At 62.0% G+C, this 17,406-nt stretch carries 15 protein-coding genes and 1 pseudogene; 14 read left to right on the top strand and 2 right to left on the bottom strand.

The features are described from left to right. The first annotated feature begins 54 nt into the window (after positions 1-54). A complete protein-coding gene (locus tag ACL2XQ_RS18730) occupies positions 55-1,533 on the top strand; it encodes a 4-hydroxyphenylacetate 3-hydroxylase N-terminal domain-containing protein (protein ID WP_410014125.1) in 1,479 nt (492 codons plus the stop codon). Between the two features lie 65 nt (positions 1,534-1,598). Here ACL2XQ_RS18730 and ACL2XQ_RS18725 read toward each other — a convergent pair whose 3' ends face one another. After that, entirely contained in the window at positions 1,599-2,519 is a 921-nt protein-coding gene (locus ACL2XQ_RS18725) for a proline iminopeptidase-family hydrolase (protein WP_413739546.1), read from the bottom strand. A 90-nt stretch (positions 2,520-2,609) separates the two neighbouring features. Further along, positions 2,610-3,368 carry a LuxR family transcriptional regulator gene (locus ACL2XQ_RS18720; RefSeq protein ID WP_410014127.1) on the bottom strand — a complete coding sequence of 253 codons (759 nt, stop codon included), beginning with the start codon at positions 3,366-3,368 and terminating at the stop codon, positions 2,610-2,612. A 253-nt stretch (positions 3,369-3,621) separates the two neighbouring features. Here ACL2XQ_RS18720 and ACL2XQ_RS18715 point away from each other — a divergent pair. The 13 genes and pseudogenes from ACL2XQ_RS18715 to ACL2XQ_RS18655 form a co-directional block, all read left to right on the top strand. Next, positions 3,622-4,035 (top strand): annotated as a pseudogene (locus ACL2XQ_RS18715) (alpha/beta fold hydrolase); the annotation flags it as partial. Positions 4,036-4,058: 23 nt separating this feature from the next. Then, entirely contained in the window at positions 4,059-4,997 is a 939-nt protein-coding gene (locus tag ACL2XQ_RS18710; protein WP_413739545.1) for an ABC transporter permease, read from the top strand. Continuing rightward, positions 4,994-5,839, top strand: coding sequence for an ABC transporter permease (locus tag ACL2XQ_RS18705; protein WP_413739544.1), 846 nt, complete (start codon positions 4,994-4,996; stop codon positions 5,837-5,839). The genes ACL2XQ_RS18710 and ACL2XQ_RS18705 overlap by 4 nt, the downstream gene beginning before the upstream one ends. After that, entirely contained in the window at positions 5,836-6,828 is a 993-nt protein-coding gene (locus ACL2XQ_RS18700) for an ABC transporter ATP-binding protein (RefSeq protein WP_413739543.1), read from the top strand. The genes ACL2XQ_RS18705 and ACL2XQ_RS18700 overlap by 4 nt, the downstream gene beginning before the upstream one ends. Next, entirely contained in the window at positions 6,825-7,835 is a 1,011-nt protein-coding gene (locus ACL2XQ_RS18695; protein ID WP_413729706.1) for an ABC transporter ATP-binding protein, read from the top strand. The genes ACL2XQ_RS18700 and ACL2XQ_RS18695 overlap by 4 nt, the downstream gene beginning before the upstream one ends. A 12-nt stretch (positions 7,836-7,847) precedes the next feature. Continuing rightward, positions 7,848-9,362: an ABC transporter substrate-binding protein gene (locus ACL2XQ_RS18690; protein ID WP_413739542.1), complete on the top strand. Its 1,515-nt coding sequence runs from the start codon at positions 7,848-7,850 to the stop codon at positions 9,360-9,362. A 239-nt stretch (positions 9,363-9,601) separates the two neighbouring features. Continuing rightward, positions 9,602-10,987, top strand: a complete 1,386-nt coding sequence (eat, locus tag ACL2XQ_RS18685) for an ethanolamine permease (RefSeq protein ID WP_410014133.1) — start codon at positions 9,602-9,604, stop codon at positions 10,985-10,987. Between the two features lie 13 nt (positions 10,988-11,000). Further along, on the top strand, positions 11,001-12,380 hold the full coding sequence (locus ACL2XQ_RS18680) for an ethanolamine ammonia-lyase subunit EutB (protein WP_410014134.1): 1,380 nt from the start codon (positions 11,001-11,003) through the stop codon (positions 12,378-12,380). A 42-nt stretch (positions 12,381-12,422) separates the two neighbouring features. Further along, complete coding sequence (eutC, locus tag ACL2XQ_RS18675) at positions 12,423-13,229, top strand: ethanolamine ammonia-lyase subunit EutC (protein WP_413731025.1); 807 nt, start codon at positions 12,423-12,425, stop codon at positions 13,227-13,229. A 64-nt stretch (positions 13,230-13,293) separates the two neighbouring features. Beyond that, positions 13,294-14,028 carry a 4'-phosphopantetheinyl transferase family protein gene (locus ACL2XQ_RS18670; RefSeq protein WP_413739541.1) on the top strand — a complete coding sequence of 245 codons (735 nt, stop codon included), beginning with the start codon at positions 13,294-13,296 and terminating at the stop codon, positions 14,026-14,028. A gap of 210 nt (positions 14,029-14,238) precedes the next feature. Beyond that, positions 14,239-14,685 (top strand): MarR family winged helix-turn-helix transcriptional regulator, encoded by a 447-nt coding sequence (locus ACL2XQ_RS18665; RefSeq protein ID WP_410014136.1) that lies wholly within the window; start codon positions 14,239-14,241, stop codon positions 14,683-14,685. Positions 14,686-14,700: 15 nt separating this feature from the next. Next, positions 14,701-16,164, top strand: a complete 1,464-nt coding sequence (locus ACL2XQ_RS18660) for an efflux transporter outer membrane subunit (protein ID WP_413723369.1) — start codon at positions 14,701-14,703, stop codon at positions 16,162-16,164. Between the two features lie 10 nt (positions 16,165-16,174). Continuing rightward, entirely contained in the window at positions 16,175-17,395 is a 1,221-nt protein-coding gene (locus ACL2XQ_RS18655; RefSeq protein WP_410014138.1) for an efflux RND transporter periplasmic adaptor subunit, read from the top strand. Positions 17,396-17,406 lie beyond the last annotated feature (11 nt).

Below are 17,406 nucleotides of genomic sequence, written 5' to 3'. Positions count from 1 at the left end.
GGCGCGCGTAAAGCCGGGGCGTTGCGTTTTTGACCCAAGGGAAGGGGAATCACTATGACATCCGTGTTGGCAAAGGGTAAGCCGCACCGGCTTAAGACCGGCGCCGAGTTCAAGGCATCCCTGGAGGATGGACGGCGGCTGTGGGTTAACGGCAACAGGCTTGGCAGCGTGATGGACGACCCCGCGCTGGCGGCGGGGGTCAATGTGCTGGCGTCGATGTTCGACGACCAGTTCAGCGCGGAGCATGCCGACGCCACCACCTGCGTCGATCCCGCCAGCGGGACGGTGGTCAGCCGCGCCTGGCAAATTCCCCGGACCTGCGATGATCTGCGCGAGCGGCGCAAAATGATTGAATACACCTCGCTCAAGACCGGCGGCACCTTCGGTCGCCCGCCCGATCTGGCGCCCGCCATCGTCGTGGGACTCTATGCCCTGCTGCCTGTCTTTAAAGCCAAGCGGTCCGCCCTGGACGGCTGCCGTCCTGATTTTGCCGAAAATATCGAACGCTACCTGGCCTATGGCCGCGATAATAACCTGACCGCCGCGGAAAGCCTGGCGGGTCCGCAGGCCGACCGATCGTCGCCCAAGGCGGGTTGGGGGTCGCTGCTGCGGGTAAAAAGTATCGAGCGGGGCGGGATTCGCGTCTCAGGGGCCAAAACCGTCGGCTCCGTTGCCGCCCAGGCCAACGAGATTTTTTTCACCAACCTGGGGAGCAGCCAGGAAACGCCGCCGGAAGCCTGCATCTGGGGGGCGATCCCGGTTAACGCCGAGGGAATCAAATTGATTTCGCGGGAAATGGTCTCCCATCCCGGCGCCGATCCGTTTGACCACCCCCTCGCCGGACTGGGGGAAGAAGCCGACCAGTTTATTATTTTCGATAACGTTTTTGTGCCCGCCGAGCGTATTTTTAATCTTGGCGATCCCGACGCGATGCGGTATTACGGCCCGGTATGCGTTTTCGCCCACTGGCATGTGCTGACAAGGCTGGCGGTAAAGGCCGAGCTGTTTGTCGGCGCCGGGCAGCTGGTGCTGGATGTGCTGGGCACCGGCCGCATTCCCGCCGTGCAGGCCATGCTGGGGGAGCTGATTGAATATGCCCAAACCCTGCGCGCCTTTATCTATGCCGCCGAAGCGCAGGCGCGTCTTACCGAGGGCGGCGTAATGGCGCCCGATGCCGGCATGCTGACCGCCGGCCGCCTGTATTCCATCCGGCACTATCCGCACATTGTCCATATCCTGCAGGAGATGTGCGGGCAGGGGCTGGTGATGCGTTTTGGCAAGGCGGCCTTCGACAATCCCGATATCGGTCACGCGCTGCGGGAGTTATTGGCCGGCCACGGCGCCAGCGCCATGGAAAAAGAACGCTTGATGAATTTTATCTGGGATATGACCACCGGGGCGCTGGCCGGACGGGTGGCGCTGTTCGAGAACGTGAATGCCAGCCCGGCGCCGCGGCTGCGCGCCCGGCTATTCGAGGAAGTGAAGCGCGATGCGTTCGTCGGCCAGGTAAAAAAACTGGCCGGGCTGGCCTGATGACCGCACGGCCGCGGTTGCCGGGCCGCGCCAACACATCGCCGCCGGCAACGTCGCCGCGGCGGTTAACGGCCGGCGACGCTCTCCCGGGTTTCCAACTGACGGTCCAGGAAGTTCCCCACTACCCGCATGCAGGCCGCGCGCTCCTCTACGTGCGGCATATGGCTTGATTGCTCGAATATCACCCATTCGGCGCCGGCGATGTGATCCTTGAAGGGCTGCACCACCTCCGGCGCCGCCTCGTCGTAGCGGCCCGATATCAGCAGCGCCGGCACCTGTATCCGCGCCAGCCGGTCAATAATGTCCCAGTTTTTCATGGTGCCGATAACGTGGAATTCCGTCGGACCGTTCATGGCATGGTACACCGTCGGGTCGGCGTCCATGGCGGCGAAGGTGCGCGTGACTTCTTCCGGCCAGGGCGTAAGCCGGCAGACGTGCCGCTGGTAAAATACCCGGGTGGCCTGGCGATACGCGTCGCTGTCCAGGGTGCCCGCGGTTTCGTGCTCCGTCAGGCAGCGCTGTACCGGGGCCGGTAACTGGGCGCGCAGCCTGGCGGCCGCCTGTAGCCATAGCGCCATCGACGCCGGCGAGTTGGCGATGACGATTGCCTTGAGACCCTCCGGGCGCAGCACGGCGTGCTCCGCCGTCAGCATCCCGCCCCACGACTGGCCGAGCAAGGCATAGTTGTTGCCGATGCCCAGATGCGCCAGCAGGTTATCCAGCTCCGCCAGGAACAGCGATACCCGCCAGAAGTCGGCTCCCTGGTCCGGCAAATGGGTGGAACGGCCATTGCCGAGCTGATCGTAATGGATGACCGCCCGGCCGCTGGCGGCGATATCGCGGAACGCGTCGACATAATCATGGGTGCAGCCCGGGCCGCCGTGGATCACCACCAGGGGCGTCCTGCCATTATGGAGATCGCCGCAGATGCGGTACCAGGTTTGGTATTGCTGAAACGGCGCGTAGCCTTCGGTAATGCTGTACATGACGGTTTACCTGTCGGTTAAGGATAACCTAGGGTAAAACAGCGCGCCCGGCGGCGGATAGCTAGAGAAAATGCTAGGTATTGCGCCGGCTCAGCTGTCGAGCAGGCGGTAATGCATCGCCCGCACCACGGCCTGGACCCGGTTGCTGGCCCCCAGCTTGCGCGCCGCGGAGTTAAGGTGCAGCGTCACGGTGGCAATCGAGCGCGACAGCTTGCGGGCGATTTCCTTGGCGGTCAGCCCCTCGGCCGACCAACTCAGGCACTCCCGTTCGCGTTTGCTCAGGCGCACATACTGGCAGGTCAGCATCTGGCGGTCGAATAGCGGATAAACACGCTCCTGAAAGGTATGGGCCAGCAGGCCCAGCTCCGCCAGAGTCTGGGTCAAATCACGCTCCCGGCCGCCGCCGCTGACGATGCCGGTCAGGGTGGCGAATCCCCCCTGCGGCAGGTGCAGGGGCACCGTGGCGCCGCAGGGCATATTGTTGTCGCGCATATAGTGCGTTACAGGCTGATGTCGCTCACCGATGATATCGCGCAGCAAGGTCGTATCCGGGCGCTGATAAGACCAAACGAAAGGCGCGCAGCTTTTCAGGGCGTACAACTGCACCGGATCCACCTGGTAGTAGCCGCTTTCGGTCCATAGCTGCCGCATATCCTCCGGCACATTGCTCATGCGCAGCACCGACGGCGTAATGAGTTCGCCTTCCAGCGAGCGCGGCACCGGCGTGTAATCATAAATCAGCGCCTCCATGCCCAGCCGGGCGCTTTGCCGGTACAGGTATAAAAAGGCGTCGTCAAGACTGCAGCCGGCCTGCGGCGTCGGCAATGCATCGGTTACCACAATGCTCATCGGCCCCCCTTATCTCATCCAGTCTCCATGGCGCCAGGGCATGGATCCTGCAAAGCCATTCCCGTATCGCTTCCGGCGCTCGCGACGCTTGTTGTCGGCCACCGGATGGCATGCAATTTGGATGCCACGCCGCCCGGGGACCGGAGGCGAAACCTAGCATTTTTACTAACTGTTCAGCGCCGCGGCTTATGCGTAGCGTAAAGACATCATCATGGCGGCGTGGCGCGGGCCGCCGGCAAGCACCGGGGGAGATATGTGGAGTGAGATCAGGCCTGACCGGCAAGTGGATATTGAGGTCGACGGTTATCGGGTGACGGCCTACGAGTTCGGCGCGGGCGACGAGACAGTGCCGTGCCTGAACGGCGGCCCGGGGCTGCCCTGCGACTACCTGCGCGAAGCGCAACCCTGCCTCAGCAACCACGGCTACCGGGTGGTGGCGTTTGATCAATTGGGCACCGGCCGGTCCGATCGGCCGGATCTGCCCGGATTATGGACCATGGCGCGCTATGTGCGTGAAGTGGACACCGTACGCCGGGCCATGGGACTGGATCGGGTGCATCTGCTCGGTCATTCCTGGGGCGGCTGGCTGGGCATCGAGGTGGTATTGCACCATCTAGGTGCAATCAAACGCCTGATGCTGGAAAATACCGCGGCGGATATACCCCATCAACGCGGCAGGGGGTAGGGAGAATGCACCGTTATCGCTTTGTCCTGTTCCGTCCGCTGCAACTGGTGCCGGTATTGCTGGGCATCAGCATCATCACCTTTATGCTGGTGCGCGCCATCCCGGGCGATCCGGCGCGCATTCTGCTGGGGGTGCGCAGTACCCCGGCGGCGATCGCGCGTATTCGCGCCCAGTATGCGTTGGATCAGCCATTATGGGTACAGTACGGCTATTTTCTCACTAACCTGCTGCACGGCGAGCTGGGACGCTCCATTGTCTATCGCGTCGATACCCTGAAACTGATTATGACCCGCATTGAGCCCACGCTGTGCCTGGTCGCGGGCAGCGTGCTGCTGGCGCTGCTGCTCACCGTGCCGCTGGCCGCCGTCGCCGCCCGCCGGCGGGGGAGCGCCGCCGACCAGGTTATCCGGCTGCTTTCCACCGCCGGACTGGGTTTTCCGGCGTTCTGGCTGGGCATTATGCTGATCCTGCTGTTTAGCGTCACCCTGGGCTGGTTTCCTGTCTCCGGTTATGGCGACGCGTGGAGCACAAGGCTGCATCACCTGGTGCTGCCCTGCCTGACGGTGGCGCTGGCGCTGTCGGCGGTGCTGACGCGTAACCTACGCGCCAGCCTGCTGGCGGAGCTGAAGGCGGATTACGTCACCGCCGCCAGGGCGCGCGGGCAGGAAGAGGGACGTATCTTCTGGCGTCATGTCATGCCTAACTCGCTGGTGCCTACGGTCAACCTGCTGGCGGTGAATATCGGCTGGCTTATCGGCAGTACGGTGGTGATTGAAAGCGTCTTTGCCATCCCCGGCATGGGCCAGCTGTTGGTCAAGGCGATATTCAGCCGCGACTATATGGTGGTGCAGGGCGTGGTAATGGTGTTTGCCCTGGCGACGGTGCTGGTCAACCTGCTGGCCGATCTGCTGACCGTGGCCCTGGACCCGAGGGTCACATTATGATGCCCGTCCAGGCCGTCCGCCATTTTTCCGTGCGCTGGCTGCCCCGGCGCGCGGCGCTGCGCGCGGGCATGGGTATCCTGCTGATGTGGTGTGTGCTGGCGGCGCTCGCCCCCTGGCTCGCGCCCTTCGATCCCCTTTATCAGAATGCGGATGCGCGCCTGCTGGCCCCTGGCCTGCCGCATCTGTTCGGCACCGATAACTTCGGCCGCGATATTTTCTCCAGGATCCTCTGGGGGGCGCGCGTCGATTTGCAGATCTGCCTGCTGGGCGTGGTGTTTCCGTTTACCATCGGCACCATCGTCGGGGCGTTGTCCGGTTATCTCGGCGGTCCCGTCGACGCCTTTATCATGCGCTGCATCGACATTGTGCTGGCATTTCCCTTCCTGGTGCTGATGCTGTCGATTATCGCCATTATCGGACCGGGGCTGGGCAGCTTTTATATCGCCATGGCGCTGGTGGGCTGGGTTTCCTACGCCCGGCTGGTACGTTCGCAGGTCCTGATCCTCAAGCATAGCGACTTTATGCTGGCGGCGCGCAGCCTGGGGTTTAGCCACGGACGCATTCTGTTCGCCCATTTATTGCCCAATGCCCTGACCGGCTCCATCGTATTTTCCATGTCGGACTGCGTGCTGGTGTTGCTGAACGGCGCGGCGGTGAGCTATCTCGGCCTCGGCGTACAGCCGCCGACGGCGGAGTGGGGGGTGATGATTGCCGAAGGGCAGAGCTTCATCACCACCGCCTGGTGGATCACGACTTTTCCGGGACTGGCCATCGTGCTGCTGGCGATGGGCTTCAGCCTGCTGGCCGATGGCCTGGGCGATAAACTGGGGGCACGGCCATGAGCGCGCCGGTACTGCGGGTCAATCACCTGACCGTCAACAACCGCCAGGGCATCGCCCTGGTGGATGATGTTTCCTTTACCCTGGCGGCGGGCGAAATGCTCGGCCTGGTGGGCGAAAGCGGTTCAGGCAAAACCGTCACCTGCCGGGCGCTGATGCGGCTGCTGCCCGGGGAAGGATTAACCATGGGCGGCGGCGAGGCGTGGCTGGGCGAGACCGATATCATGACCCTCGATCCCCGCCAGATGACCCGGGTGCGCGGCCATCAATTGGGCATGATTTTCCAGAATCCCGCCAGCCATCTTAACCCGGTGATGAGCGTCGGCGGGCAGATCGCCGAAAGCCGCCGCGCCCATTTCGGCGCCGGGCGGCGGGAGGCGCGTGCGGCGGCCGTCGGCCTGCTGCGCCGGGTGGGCATCCCCGATCCCGAGCGGCGGGTGGATCATTACCCGCATGAGTTCTCCGGCGGCATGCGCCAGCGGGCGATGATCGCCGTGGCGCTGGCCTGCGAGCCCAAAATCCTGATTGCCGATGAGCCGACCACCGCGCTGGATGTGACGGTACAGGTGCAAATCCTGCGTTTATTAATGGATCTGCGCGACCGGCTGGGCCTGGCCATCATTATGATCACCCACGATCTGGGCGTGGTGGCGCAAACCTGCGATCGGATCGCGGTGATGTATGCCGGCCGATTGTGCGAGGTCGGCGCCAAACGCCGGGTATTGGCGCAGCCGCTGCACCCCTATACCCAGGGATTGATCGATTGCCAGCCCGTGAGCGAAGGCGGCGGCGGCCGTTTAAAGACCATCGCCGGCCAGCCGCCGTCGGCGGATGGCTTTGCGCCGGGCTGCCGGTTCCATACCCGCTGTCCGCGCGCCGGCGAGGCATGTCCGTCCGTGCAACCGCCGCTGCTGGCCGCGCGCGGCGATCCGGCCCACGGCGCGGCCTGTTTTTATCCTCTGCATGCGTTAACCCACCGGGAGGGATCATGATAACCAACGCCTATCCATTATTGGAAGTCGATGAGCTGCGGGTGTCGTTTCCCCTGTCCGGCGGCAATCCGCTGCGCTGGAACCGGCCGCGGGTTCAGGCGGTGAACGGCGTATCGCTGCGTATCCATCCCGGTGAAACCCTGGGACTGGTGGGCGAGTCCGGCAGCGGTAAAAGCACGCTCGGCCGCGCCATCCTGCAATTGGAGAAAAGCACCGGCGGCAGCGTACGTTTCGACGGCCGCGACGTAACCCACGGCCTGACGAGCGATATCGCCCGCCTGCGCCGGCAGACGGCGATGATTTTCCAGGACCCGTTTTCATCGCTCAATCCCCGCCAGACCATCGGCGCCGCCATCGCCGAAGTGCTGCGCGTGCATCGCAAAGTACCGCCGGGGGCGATAACCGCCCGGGTGGCCGAACTGCTGACGCTGGTGGGGCTGCGGCCGGCGCAGGCGGATAAGCGGCCGGGCGCCCTGAGCGGCGGGCAGTGCCAGCGGGCCGGCATCGCCCGCGCCCTGGCGCTGGAACCGCGGCTGATGGTGGCGGATGAATGCGTTGCCGCGCTGGATGTCTCCATCCAGGGGCAGATTATCAATCTGCTGATGGATCTGCGTGAGCGCATGGGGCTGGCGATACTGTTTATCGCCCACGACCTGGCCATTGTCCGCCGCCTGTGCGATCGGGTGGCCGTAATGTACCTGGGACGTATTGTCGAGGAAGGCCCGGTGGAATCGGTATTCCATTTGCCGCGCCATCCGTATACCGCGGCGCTGGTGGCGGCCATTCCGGAAATCAACCCCGATCTGCCGTTGCCCGCCGAGCCGCTGGCCGGCGAACCGCCCAGCCCGATTGCCATTCCGCCGGGGTGCGCCTTTCATCCCCGCTGCCGTTATGCCCGACCCGCTTGCCGTACCGGTTCCACCCCTGATACCCGGCATGTTGCCGACCATGCTTTTGCCTGTGTGCTCGACAGAAATACCGGCGAAGCCGACTTTCCTTTTCAATGAGGTATGTTAACCATGAAGCGTAAGCATTTTAACGTTGCCGCCGCCGCGGTCTTTCTGGCGCTCAGCGCGGTCGGCCAAATCGCCGAAGCCGCCGGGGTATTGAGCATTGGCCGGCGCGAGGATTCCACGACCTTCGACCCGATTAAGTCGGCGCAAAACGCCGATAACTGGGTGTTTTCCAATGTATTCGACGTGCTGGTGCGGGTGGATAAAAACGGCACGCGCCTGGAGCCGGGGCTGGCGGAAAGCTGGGAAATCTCCCCCGACGGCAAGGTCTATACCTTTAAGATGCGCGACGCCAAATTCTCCGACGGGTCGCCGGTGACCGCACAGGATGCGGTGTTCAGCCTGCTGCGCATACGCGATAATGAAGGGTCCTTATGGCGCGACTCCTACAGCGTCATCGATAAAGCCGAAGCCACCGACCCCCACACCCTGGTGGTAACGCTGAAAACGCCGTCCGCGCCGTTCCTCTCGCAGCTGGCGCTGCCGAATGTGTCGGTGCTGCCGGAAAAAGTGGTGAAAGCCATGGGCGAGGAGGCGTTTGCCGAAAAACCGGTGGGCTCGGGCGCCTTTAGCGTCAAGTCCTGGACCCGTGGCGAAAAGGTGGTGCTGGTGAAGAACCCCTATTTCTGGCAGGCGGATCGCGTCAAGCTGGACGGCGTGGAATGGCTGACGCTGCCGGACGACAACACACGCATGCTGAAAGTGCAGGCGGGTGAGCTGGACGCGGCGCTATCGGTGCCGTTTTCCCGCATCGCGTCATTGCAAAAAGACCCCAACCTGGACGTGCATCTGGATCGATCCACCCGCGAGGATCATTTGCTGATTAACCACGAGCATGGCGCGTTGGCCAAGGTCGAGGTGCGCCAGGCGCTGGATTTCGCCATTGATAAAAAAGCCATTGTCGATACCGTGACCTTCGGTTTCGGCCATGTCGCCAACTCTTATATTCCCGAGGGCGCGCTGTTTCATTATGCGGACAACCTGCAGCGTCCCTACGATCCCGAGAAAGCCAGGCAGATGCTTAAGGCCGCCGGCGCGTCGGATCTGAAGCTGAATTATGTCGTCAACGCCGGGGATGAGGTGGACGAGCAGATCGCCATTCTGCTGCAACAGCAACTGGCCAAGGCCGGGGTAACGGTGAACCTGCAAAAGGTCGACCCAAGCCAGAGCTGGGATATGCTGGTGGCGGGCGAATATGATATTTCGGTGATGTACTGGACCAACGATATCCTCGATCCCGATCAGAAAACCACCTTTGTGCTGGGCCATGACGCCAATATGAATTACATGACCCGCTATCATAACGATAAGGTCAAGGATCTGGTGGCCGCGGCGCGGGTGGAAATGAATGCCGGCAAGCGGCAGCAGATGTATATCGACCTGCAAAAAATGGCCAAGGCGGACGTGAACTGGATCGATTTATATTACAGCCCCTATCGCAACGTCAGCCGCAAGAATATTAAGGATTTTTACCAGAATCCGCTGGGACGCTTCGCGCTTGAGAATACCGATAAGCTCTAGCCCGCGGGCAGGGGGCGGGCATGCGCATGCTCCCTGCACCGGCACGCGTCATACGGCGGTGAATTCCCCCGTTATCTGCACCAAAAAGCATCATGGCGCCCGTGTTTATGCCTCCCGGCCGGCGCTTTAATCAACGATTCGGCTGTTTTATCAGCATATTGGCCTCAATTCACCGTGCTCCGCTGATGTGGTATGACCTTTGCACCTTTACAAATACTTACATAGCCTAGGACACCATTATGCAAAGCACAAAAGTGGCACCGGTTTTGAAGCGTACGCTGGGGAGTTTCCATTTGTGGGGCATCGCCGTGGGCCTGGTGATTTCCGGCGAGTATTTCGGCTGGAGCTACGGCTGGGCCCAGGCGGGCACGCTGGGCTTCCTGGTCACCGCGGTGGCGGTGGCGGCCATGTATTGCGCCTTTATCTTCAGCTTCACCGAACTGACCACCTCCATACCCCATGCGGGCGGTCCCTTCGCCTACGCCCATCGCGCGTTCGGTCCCACCGGCGGTTTTATTGCCGGTTTCGCCACCCTGGTGGAATTTGTCTTTGCCCCGCCGGCCATCGCCATGGCCATCGGCGCCTATCTTAACGTGCAGTTTCCGGCGCTGGAACCGCGCTGGGTGGCCCTGGCCGCCTATCTGGTGTTTATGACGCTGAATATTCTCGGCGTCAGTATCGCCGCCACGTTCGAGCTACTGGTCACCCTGCTGGCGATATTTGAGCTGTTGGTGTTTATGGGCGTGGTGGCCCCGGGCTTCGACCTGGCCAACTTTACCCGCGGCGGCTGGGCCGGCGCGGAACACTTCAGCGTCGGCGCGTTTTCCGGTATTTTTGCCGCCATTCCGTTTGCCATCTGGTTTTTCCTCGCCATTGAAGGCGCCTCCATGGCGGCCGAAGAGGCCAAGGATCCCCAGCGCACCATTCCCCGCGCCTTTATCGGCGGCATCCTGACCTTAACGGCGCTGGCGCTCGGCGTGATGGTGTTTGCCGGCGGGGTGGGCGACTGGACCAAACTGGCCAATATCAACGACCCGCTGCCGCAGGCGATGAAGATTATCGTCGGCGGCAGCAGCGGCTGGCTGCATATGCTGGTCTGGCTGGGACTGTTCGGGCTGATTGCGTCGTTCCACGGTATTATCATGGGATACTCGCGCCAGATTTTCGCCTTGGCGCGCGCCGGCTACCTGCCGAAACCGCTTTCCAGGATCAACCGTCGTTTTCGCACGCCGCATCTGGCGATCGTTGCCGGCGGCGTGGTGGGCATCGCGGCGATTTTTTCCGATTCCCTGATTATCATCGGCGGCCAGCCATTAACCGCCAACATCGTTACCATGTCGGTATTCGGTGCTATTGTAATGTATATCATCTCCATGGCGTCGCTGTTTAAACTGCGCCGCCTTGAACCCCGGCTTATCCGCCCGTTCCGCGCGCCGCTGTATCCGTTTGCCCCGGCGCTGGCGCTGGTGATGGCGGTCATCTGCCTGGTGGCGATGATCTATTACAATCAAATGCTGTTTATGATTTTCGCCATAATGATGTTATTGGGTTATGCCTATTTCCGCCTGACGCGTTATGCCCGCGACGCGGCGGCGCCGGATCCGCAGCTGACGTTATCGGACTGATCCCGGAGGGTTGATGTTTCACGCCACGCTAAGTCATCGCAGCTACCGTTTTGCCGATTTGCGCGAACTGATGGCCAAGGCATCGCCGGCGCGTTCCGGCGATTACCTGGCCGGAGTGGCCGCCGGCAGCGCTGAGGAGCGTATGGCGGCGCGCATTGCGCTGGCGGATGTGCCGCTGACGGTATTTTTGCAGCAGCCACTTATTCCTTATGAAACGGATGAGGTCACGCGCCTGATTATCGACGGTCACGACGCGGCGGCCTTTGCTCCCATCGCCCACCTGACGGTGGGCGATTTCCGCGACTGGCTGCTGTCCGAGCGCACCGACAGCGCCCGCCTGACCCAGGTCGCCGCGGGCATCATGCCGGAAATGGCCGCGGCGGTAAGCAAAATCATGCGTAACCAGGATCTGATCCTGGTGGCGAAAAAATGCCGCGTGATCACCCGCTTTCGCAATACCATCGGCCTGCCGGGCCATATGAGCGTCCGGCTGCAGCCCAATCATCCCACCGACGATCTCAAAGGCATCGCCGCCAGCATGCTCGACGGTTTGCTGTATGGCAGCGGCGATGCGGTGATCGGCATCAATCCCGCCAGCGACAGCCTGCCGCTGTTGGAAAAACTCAACTATATGCTCGATGACGTGATCAGCAGTTTTGCCATTCCCACCCAATCCTGCGTGCTGACCCATGTCACCAATACCATCAAGCTGATTGAGCGCGGCGCGCCGGTAGATTTGGTCTTCCAGTCGATAGCCGGCACCGAGGCGGCCAACGCCGGTTTCGGCATCAACCTCGCGCTGCTGGATGAAGCCCGGCAGGCGGCGCTGAGCCTGAACCGGGGCACGCTGGGCGACAACGTGATGTACTTCGAGACCGGGCAGGGCAGTTGCCTGTCGGCCAATGCCCATCACGGCGTCGATCAGCAGACCTGCGAAGCCCGCGCCTATGCCATCGCGCGCCGCTTTAAACCCTTGCTTATCAATACCGTGGTGGGATTTATCGGACCGGAATATCTCTATGACGGCAAACAGATTATCCGCGCCGGGCTGGAAGATCATTTTTGCGGCAAGCTGCTGGGCGTGCCGCTGGGGTGCGATGTCTGCTATACCAATCATGCCGAGGCCGATCAGGATGATATGGACACGCTGCTGACCCTGCTGGCCGCCGCCGGGCTGACGTTCTTGATCGGGGTGCCGGGCGCGGACGATATCATGCTGAATTATCAAAGCACGTCGTTCCATGACGCCCTGTATGTACGCGAGCTGTTCGGGCTCAAACATGCCCCGGAGTTTTCCGCCTGGCTGCAGCGTATGCAGATTATCAACGCCGACGGGATGCTGCGCGACACCAGCGGCCAGCATCCCCTGCTGCAACATCATGTCCTGGAGTGAGCCATGAGTAAAACTGTCCCGCCGCCGGCCGGCAAATATCCGGTGGGCAATAGCGTCCATGCCAACCCCTGGGAGGGCCTGCGGGAGTTTACCGCGGCGCGCATCGCGCTCGGCCGTTCCGGCTCCAGCCTGCCTACCCGTGAACTGCTCAACTTCGGGCTGGCCCACGCCCAGGCGCGCGACGCGGTGCATCAACCCTTTGACAGCGAATCGCTGGCGCGACAGCTGGAAGCGGATGGCTTAACCACGCTTACGGTGCACAGCGCGGCGCAAAACCGGGAGACCTATCTTTGCCGGCCGGACCTGGGCCGCCGTCTTGGCGACGACAGCCGCAAGATGTTAACCGCGTATCCGGATAAACAGGCCGATATCCTGCTGGTAGTCGGCGACGGCCTGTCCTCGAAGGCGGTACATCGCCAGGCGGTGCCGTTTATCCGCGCGTTGACGCCTTACCTGGCGCTGTTGGGGCTGAAAATGGCGCCGGTGGTGCTGGCACACCAGTCGCGGGTGGCCCTGGGGGATGATATCGGCGCCTGCCTGCAGGCGCGGGCGGTGGCAATCCTGATTGGAGAGAGGCCCGGCTTATCCTCGCCTGACAGCCTGGGCATCTATTTTACCTGGGAGCCCCATATCCGGCGCCTGGAGTCGGAACGCAACTGTATCTCCAATATCCGTCCCGAGGGGCTGGATTATCCCCAGGCGGCCTTTAAACTGGCATGGCTGCTTGAACAGGCCGGGCAGCGGCGTTTATCGGGCATCGCGCTGAAGGATGAAAGCGACAATCCGGCCTTATACGGCCTGATTAAGCCCTTGTTTAAACAGGCCGAACGCCTGCCGGGCAAAATGTGATTATACTTATGCGGATAGCGCCGGTTTTCCTGAGCGTTTGACCCGATAAGGATACCTTCACGATATGAGCCACCCTGTTTCCTGTATTTTATCCGTGGACCAGGGACTGCCGTTCGGCCCCGCCGATCTGCTTACCCTGGTTGCGCCGGCGCGGGCCTGGTCCTGTCGCTTTGACATCGCCTTATATCACGATGAGGATTTTGCCGCCCGGGGTATCAGGCTGCCGCCGTCAATCGCCGGCGCCGCCGTTAAACGGCGCGGGGAGTATCTGGCGGGGCGCATCGTCGCCGGACGCGTATTAGAGGATGCGGGCTATCGCCATTTCGATTTGCTGGCGGGGGAAGACCGGGCGCCGGCCTGGCCGGACGACGTGCAGGGCGCGCTGACCCATCACGGCACGCTGGCCATCGGTATAGGCTGGCGGCGCCCAGGTCGTGCGGTATCCGGGTTGGGCGTAGATATCGAAACACTGATTAACGGTCCCCGCGCGCTGGAACTGTGGCCCGGTATCATCAGCGCCTGGGAGCGCGAGTATTTCGCCACCCTGGAACTGCCTTTCGCCGTCGCCCTGACCCTGGCGTTTTCCGCCAAGGAGAGCCTGTTTAAGGCGCTGTATCCCTCGGTCATGCGTTACTTCGATTTTCTCGACGCGCGCGTGGTCCGCCTGGCCGGCAACCGCATCACCCTGGAGCTGCAGGTCGAACTGACGCCCGCGCTGCCGGTGGGCATGCTGTTTGAATGCGGTTATGCCGTCAGGGAGGAGGATGTGCTGACGGTGCTGGCGATCGGCAACGACTGAGATCCTGCGGCTGCTGCTGGCCCGGCGAGGCTGGCCGGTTTACCAACGAGGCTGGTCGGTTTACCAAATAGTGCGCTTTTCTCCATGTGGAAAAGCCCGCGCCGGCCGATTTCTCCATGTGTAAATATTTGGTTACAAAACTGACGGTTGTTTACGTACTTTAGCCGCAGTATAGTCCCCCGCCTAATAGCTGCCTAGGCAAAGATTATTATGGACCATTTTTCCGCTGACGATATTGATAAGGTCTATGCCTGGGGACGGCAAATCCACCGGTTGAACCTGTGCAAGGATCGTATTCTTGAACGCTATCTGGAACCCTACGAGATTACCGCCGCCCAGTTCAAGGTCATGTTGATGATGAACCGGGACGGTTTAACCACGTCGGCGGAGCTATGCCGCTGCATCTCCCTTGATAGCGGCGCCATGTCGCGCATGCTGGACCGGCTGCAGAATAAAAAGATGATCATGCGGGTGCGCAGCACCACCGATCGACGTCAATTCCATCTGGCGCTGACCGAGCAGGGGCATGCGTTTTGCCGGCAGATCCCGCAGATAGCGCTCAAGTCCTTTAATGATTTACTGGCGCCCCTGACACCCTCAGAACTTAATGAATTCGATCGCCTGCTGAAGAAGCTGGCGATCCCTGCCGGTATTTAAGGAGTAAATTTTACTATGCCGTTGCGCATTCGTTTATTACCGTTGCTCTGCTCGCTGATCCTGGCGGGGTGCGCCCTGCCAAATGGTTTACATACCGAAGGCCGGACGCTTGATGTCGCCAGCCTGCACAGTGAAAACACGCTGAAGGCCAATACCCTGTCCAGCGCCGGCTGGCCGGCTGCCGACTGGTGGAACAGCCTTGGCGACCCGCAGCTTAACCTGCTCATCCAGCAAGCCTTGCGTTCCAGCCCCGATCTGCAGGTGGCGGACGCGCGCGCGCGCCAGGCCAGCGCCACGGTCCTGGCCGCCGAGGCCGATCGCATGCCGACGCTTGATGCTAACGCCGGCATCACGCGCGAACGCATGTCCGCGGTGGACGATCCCACCGGGCAAGGTAAAAGATATGCCACGCTGCGCACCCTGTCGGCGAACTTCGATTACAGCTTCGATTTATGGGGCGGGCAGCGTGCCGCCTGGGAAGCCGCGGTCGGTCGGGCCAACGCCTCGGAGGTCGATCGCCAGGCGGCCAGGCTGACGTTGTCCGCGGACGTGGCGCGCGCCTACAACACCCTGGGCCAGGCCTGGGCGATGCAGGATCTGGCGCAAAAAGATCTGGAGCGCACCCGCACCATGCTGAATCTGGCCTCCAAGCGTCTTAACGCCGGGCTGGACAGTAAATTCCAGTATCAACAGACCGAAAGCCTCGAGGCCTCGGCCGAAGCCAGCCTGACCGACACCCAGCAGCAGGTGCGCGCCGCCGGCATCCGTCTGGCGGTATTGCTGGGGCAGGGCCCGGATCGCGCCGCCGGCCTGCCGCGGCCGAAGCTGATTGCGCCGTCCGTCGTCAGCCTGCCGCCCACGCTTCCGGCCGAGCTGCTCGGCCGCCGGCCGGATCTGGTGGCCGCGCGCTGGCGGGTCGAAGCGGCAACCAAGGATATCAAGGTCAGCCGTACCGCCTTTTACCCCAACATTAACCTGACCGCCGCCGCCGGCACCAAATCGCTGGTGGGAGACGCGTTCTTTGGCGCGCCAGAACGTTATTTCAGCATTGGACCGGCCCTGTCGCTGCCCATCTTCGACGGCGGCCGCCGTCGCGCCGATCTGGCCGGCAGCAATGCCGATTACGATCTGGCGGTGGCGCAATACAACCAGTCGCTGGTGTCGGCGCTGGGGGATATTGGCGATGCCATTACCCGCCTGAATTCACTGGATATCCAAATCCAGCAGCAAATGCGCGCGCGGGATATCGCCAATGATTCATGGGGCAATGCCATGCAGCGCTACAGCGCGGGCGTCGGCAACTATCTTGATGCCCTGAGCGTAGAACAACAGCTTATCCAGGCCGAGCGTCAGCTGGCCGCGTTGAATGCCGATCGTACCGACACCGCCATCTTGCTGATGCAGGCGCTGGGCGGCGGCTTTCATTCTTCCGTTTCTTCCAATGCCGCGCAAAACGTGGCCATGAATCAAGCACACTGAGAACTATTTTATGGCTGAGAATTCCACCAACGCTCCAACAGATAACAACGCCGCGCCGGTCAATCCGCCGGCGAAGTCGGGTAAGCGCAGACTGATGTTGTTGATTTTAATGGCGATAATTATTGTGGCCGCTATTGCTTTTGGCCTTTATTATTGGCTGCACGCCCGTTTTTTTGAATCCACCGATGATGCCTATGTCTCCGGCAATCTGGTGCAGATTACGCCGCAGGTGTCGGGTACGGTTACCGCCATCGCCGCCGATGACGGCGACTTTGTTCGCCAGGGCCAGGTATTGGTGCGCCTGGATCCCAGCGATACCATCGTCAACCAGGAAAGCGCCGAGGCCAATCTGGCCAAGGTCGTGCGCCAGGTGCGGGGATTATACAGCAATGTGGATAATTACAAGGCCATGGTGGCGGCGAGCAAGATCCAGCTGCAGCGCGCCCGGGACGACTACCAGCGGCGGGCCAACCTGGCGCGCGACGGGGCGATATCCCAGGAAGAGCTGTCGCATTCACGCGACGCGCTGACCTCGGCGGAAACCTCGCTCACGTCGGCCCAGCAGCAGTTAAGCACCACGTTTGCCCTGGTGGACGACACCACCATCAGTTCCCATCCCGATGTGAAGGCCGCGGCCGCCCAGCTGCGCAAGGCCTATCTGGATCATGTGCGCAGCACCATGGTGGCGCCGGTCAGCGGTTATGTGGCCAAGCGTTCCGTGCAGGTCGGCAGCCGCGTGCAGCCGGGCAGCGCCCTGATGGCGGTGGTGCCGCTGGATCAAATCTGGATCGACGCCAATTTCAAGGAAACACAGCTGGTGAAAATGCGCATCGGCCAGCCCGTGGAAATTGATGCCGACCTTTACGGCGGCGATGTCGCCTATCGCGGCAAGGTCGAAAGCCTGGGCGTCGGCACCGGCAGCGCCTTCTCGCTGCTGCCGGCGCAAAACGCCAGCGGCAACTGGATCAAGATTGTCCAGCGTTTACCGGTGCGCATTCGCCTGGAACCCGATCATCTGGATAAATTCCCGCTGCGCATAGGGCTGTCCACCAACGTGACCGTGAACCTGCACAACCAGGACGGCCCCGTGTTGGCGGTTAATCCGCAAGAGCAGCCGCGTTTCGCCACCGATGTCTACGACCATCAACTGGTGGAAGCCGATAAGCTGGTGGCCCGCATCATCCATGAAAATGGCGAGCAGGCCATGGCCGCCGGCCAGGGTAAAAATTAATGCGGAGTCGC

This window comes from Sodalis sp. RH14 (assembly GCF_047324285.1).
Taxonomy (GTDB): domain Bacteria; phylum Pseudomonadota; class Gammaproteobacteria; order Enterobacterales; family Enterobacteriaceae; genus Acerihabitans.
Note: the sequence above shows the minus strand (reverse complement) of the source record. Positions and strands in the feature narration are given on the sequence as shown.